Origin of the sequence: Acinetobacter lactucae (assembly GCF_013344765.1) — a bacterium.
Classification (GTDB): domain Bacteria; phylum Pseudomonadota; class Gammaproteobacteria; order Pseudomonadales; family Moraxellaceae; genus Acinetobacter; species Acinetobacter lactucae_A.
Genome location: NZ_JABVBF010000228.1, coordinates 1 through 4,004, shown reverse-complemented (window position 1 = coordinate 4,004; position 4,004 = coordinate 1). Strand labels below are relative to the sequence as shown.

General features: G+C 38.2%; 5 protein-coding genes and 1 pseudogene. 3 read left to right on the top strand and 3 right to left on the bottom strand.

Annotated elements, in window-relative coordinates; all coding sequences use genetic code 11:
• A pseudogene (locus HUN22_RS18250) lies at window positions 1-64 on the top strand (hypothetical protein); the annotation flags it as partial.
• A gap of 65 nt (window positions 65-129) precedes the next feature.
• Here HUN22_RS18250 and HUN22_RS15875 read toward each other — a convergent pair.
• Complete coding sequence (locus tag HUN22_RS15875) at window positions 130-393, bottom strand: DUF2798 domain-containing protein (protein ID WP_174731351.1); 264 nt, start codon at window positions 391-393, stop codon at window positions 130-132.
• Between the two features lie 242 nt (window positions 394-635).
• On the opposite strand from HUN22_RS15875, the gene HUN22_RS15870 reads away from it, so the two are divergent.
• The gene (locus HUN22_RS15870; protein ID WP_000434938.1) at window positions 636-974 is read left to right on the top strand and encodes a tRNA-binding protein; all 339 of its coding nucleotides are present in this window, start codon (window positions 636-638) and stop codon (window positions 972-974) included.
• Between the two features lies 1 nt (window position 975).
• Here the strand turns inward: HUN22_RS15870 and lnt are convergent, their stop codons facing one another.
• Both lnt and HUN22_RS15860 read right to left on the bottom strand, forming a co-directional pair.
• Window positions 976-2,535, bottom strand: a complete 1,560-nt coding sequence (lnt, locus tag HUN22_RS15865; RefSeq protein ID WP_174731348.1) for an apolipoprotein N-acyltransferase — start codon at window positions 2,533-2,535, stop codon at window positions 976-978.
• Window positions 2,532-3,371: an HlyC/CorC family transporter gene (locus HUN22_RS15860; protein WP_002114976.1), complete on the bottom strand. Its 840-nt coding sequence runs from the start codon at window positions 3,369-3,371 to the stop codon at window positions 2,532-2,534. The genes lnt and HUN22_RS15860 overlap by 4 nt, the downstream gene beginning before the upstream one ends.
• Before the next feature lie 184 nt (window positions 3,372-3,555).
• Between HUN22_RS15860 and tusA the strand changes: the two genes are divergently transcribed.
• A complete protein-coding gene (gene tusA / locus HUN22_RS15855) occupies window positions 3,556-3,813 on the top strand; it encodes a sulfurtransferase TusA (protein ID WP_002053527.1) in 258 nt (85 codons plus the stop codon).
• The last annotated feature ends 191 nt before the right edge of the window (window positions 3,814-4,004 follow it).

The following is a 4,004-nucleotide window of genomic DNA, read 5'->3' as shown; positions in this document are numbered from 1 at the left end:
ACCCATGGTCTTTTTATCGAGTTTAGTTGCTTATTTATCTTTGCAATTATCGATCGCTTTTTAATAATATTTTAAAACCAAATTTTTAGATAAAACGTAGACTAAACATCTACGTTTTATTTCTTTAATTTAAGCAGACTGTTGCACTAGCATTGTCGTAATTTTACGAACAATAGGCAAAATGAAAAGTAGCGTTGGGAACGCGATTAACCAAGAAATTGCCCATGCAGACATCCAGACATTTATAGAAAATTGCTCAAATCCCAAACTTCGTAAGGTACTAATCATTGAAACTACAAAAGTCATAATGATAGATAAAAGCAAAGGTAAAACGATAGATGTGTAGCGATTTGGAAGTTTTTTAAAACTAGACAAAGATTTTGAGTTTTGCATTTTTGACTCCGTAAACCAACAAACGCCAGTGCCATTCAAAATATAAAAATATTTTGAACAAATAGCTCCAAGCATTGTTGGAGGTATGTTGGCACGTTGATTGACGTAAACGTTTACGGCTTTTTGATGAGCAGATTTAATTTAGCATGAATTTTGAAAACTGGAAATAAAAAGAGGGTGTTTCTTTATTTATACATATTATATGCTTCAAATCAGATATTTAAGAACATGAGAAAAAGTAAATGGAACAAATCGAGTGGAATGATTTTTTAAAAGTAGAGCTTCGCGTTGGTAAAATTATTCAAGCTGAGGTTTTTGAAAAGGCGCGTAAACCTGCTTATATTTTGCATGTAGATTTTGGTGAGGAATTGGGTGTACGTAAATCAAGTGCACAGATTACAAAGCTTTATCAGCCACAAGATTTGATTGGTAAGTTAGTCGTTGCTGTAGTGAATTTCCCTAAAAAACAAATAGGACCTATTCAGTCAGAATGTTTGGTGACAGGGTTTCATAATGCCGATGGTGATGTAGCACTTTGTATCCCAGAGTTTGAAGTACCTCTGGGTACAAAGTTATTATGATTTAGCGACGAGATTTAAAAGAAACGTCAACTTTACGTGGGCGATAAACCCAACCTAAAAGCAGCAGTAAGACCGCAAAACCTAAAATTGGATAATCACCTAAACGGTTATAAAGAGTTTGGCCTTGCATGGCAGGTAAATCGCCTCTCAAGACAAACTCTTTATCGATTGGTGCTTGTTCAGTGATATGACCATTTTGATCAATAAATGCTGTTACACCAGTGTTGGTTGCACGAATAAACCAGCGGCCATTTTCTTTCGCGCGCATTTGCACCATTTGTAAGTGTTGCCACGGCCCAGCAGTACCCGTAAACCAAGCATCATTCGATACAGTAACCAAGAAGTCACTGTCTTCTGCATTACGTCTTGTCAGGTTCGGGTAAGCTACTTCATAACAAATTGCAGCAGCAAGCGCATGCCCTTTAATTAGAAGGGGTTTCTGATCACTCTCACCACGTGTAAAACCGCTCATGCTAATGTCATTTTGCATGGCTGGTAAAACCCAAGAGAGCAAACCTGAAAGAGGAATATATTCACCAAATGGAACAAGACGCTGCTTTTTATAGAGTCCACTTGAATCACTGCCAGAAGCCATAATACTGTTGTAATACAGTGGGCTACCAACTTGATGTGATTTTTCGAAATCCCAATAAGGAATTCCGGTTACCCATGCAGTGTGGTTCTTTTTCGCTTGTGCATCCATTGCATCCAAAAACGGTTCGATATCGGTTTGGAAGAGTGGAATTGAAGATTCAGGCCATACAATTAAGTCACGGCCCCATTCAGATTGTGTCAAGCCAGCATAAATTTCTAATGTTCTAACTTGGTATTCAGTCAGCCATTTTAAATCTTGTGGAATGTTACCTTGAATGAGCGAAACGCTAAGTGGTTTAGCAGCTTTAGGTTTTACAAACTGTATATATGATGCTCCCCATGCACCCAAAACTAACAGGGCAGAAGGGATAACCCAGAAAATACGTTTACGAAGAACTTCGACTAAAGCACATGCTAATACAATGACGACGAAGGAAATTGCATAAATGCCAAATAGCGGTGCATAACCATCGAGTAAACGCTCGGTAAAAGCATAACCTACAAACAGCCATGGGAAACCTGTAAATACCCAAGTTTTTGCCCACTCGAAAACAATCCAGAGCGGGGCAAAAGTCAGTGGTGTTTCAGGTAAGAATCGTCGGTAAACCCATGTCTGAAATGCTGTAAATAAACCCATCACAAGGGCCATAACAGCGATCATACATACGCTTAGAAATGCATTGGTATCGCCATATAAATGGATGGAAGTATAGAGCCAGAAAGCGCCTACAAACCATAAACCAAAGCCATAGCTCCAACCAATAGCAAAGGCTTGTTTAGCTGAGCGCTTATGTAATGTTGCATAGAGTAGGGCTGGAGATAAAATTGCCAACCACCACCAATAATAAGGTGCCAGTGAAAAACTGAACACGGCACCTGAAAATAAAGCAATGAGTAAAGGAAAAATTAAAGGAAGCTGTTTTTGTTGTTGCGAAGAATCTAACAGCTTTTCAAAGTATGCTCTCATTGACGTACAGCTCGAATCAGATGAATAGTGCGGGCATCTGCTTCAACAATTGTAAATAACCAATTTCCAAGCTCAACAGTTTGACCTTGTAAATCACTTACTAGACCAATCTCTTGAAGCAATAAACCGCCGACAGTTTCTACTTCATCGTCAGAAAAATCAGCATCTAAAACAGTATTGAAATGTTCGATTGGTGTAAGTGCTTGCACCATCCATGCATTTGCTACCGTATGGTCATTGTCAGGAACAATGTATTGAGCATCTTCATCGACAGTGTCATGCTCATCTTCAATTTCGCCAACGATCTCTTCAAGAATATCTTCAAGCGTAACAAGACCAGCCGTTGAACCATATTCATCAATCACAATCGCAATGTGAGTCTGAGTATGTTTCAACATGCGTAGGACCTGATCGGAACGCGCACTTTCAGGAACAAATAAGGGCTGACGCATAAGAACTCGAATATCGACTTTGGTATTCGGCTCAGTTAGAAACGGCAACAAATCTTTTGCGAGCAAAATCCCGACAACATTGTCAGGCTGATCGGCAGAGAAGACTGGAAAGCGTGAGTGAGCAGACTCAACCAGTACATCAAGAATATCAAGTAATTGATCATCTTCTTGCAAACTGATCATTGCTGTTCGTGGTGTCATGACTTCACGAATTTTTGTAGCCGGAAGGTCAAGAACGCCTTCAAGCATAGCAACGGTATCTGGTTCTAAAAAACGGCGTGAATTTTGGACTAATTTTAATAATTCATCACGGGTTTCTGGCGCTGTACCTAACCATTTTCGTAAGCCTCGCATTCCCCACGACGGACTTGGTTCCTCTTGCATGATCTTTCCTAAAGACTCAATGTATCAAATGAATACACAGATCATACCGAAGAAAAGTTGCTTATGCATCTATAAAACAAGCTAAAAGACAAAACGTATATTGTTATGTAAAAGCCCGTTACAGTTAACAGGTCAGTAATTTGTTTATGCTAAAATGTGAAAATTCTATTTGTTCGAGTTTGTTATGTCAGAGCAACCCATTTCACCTACTGTACAACTCAATACGCGTGGTTTACGTTGTCCGGAACCTGTCATGATGTTGCATCAAGCCATCCGTAAATCTAAATCTGGGGATGTGGTTGAAGTCTTCGCAACAGATAATTCGACCTCTTGGGATATTCCTAAATTTTGTATGCATTTAGGCCATGAGTTGCTTTTGCAAGAAGAACGCTTAGATGAAAATGGTCATAAAGAGTTTCATTACTTAGTGAAGAAAGGGTAATAGAATAATAAGGCTTCTAATAAAGATGATTAGAAGCCATTAATAATTCAAATTTAATTTGAAATGATAATTTTTTACAAATAAGAATCATTATATAATCTATAAAATGTTGTATATAAAAGATGTATAAAAATGAATGAATATTTTGTGAAACGAAGTTTATTTATTTTCCTTTGGTTTTTCTCTATTGC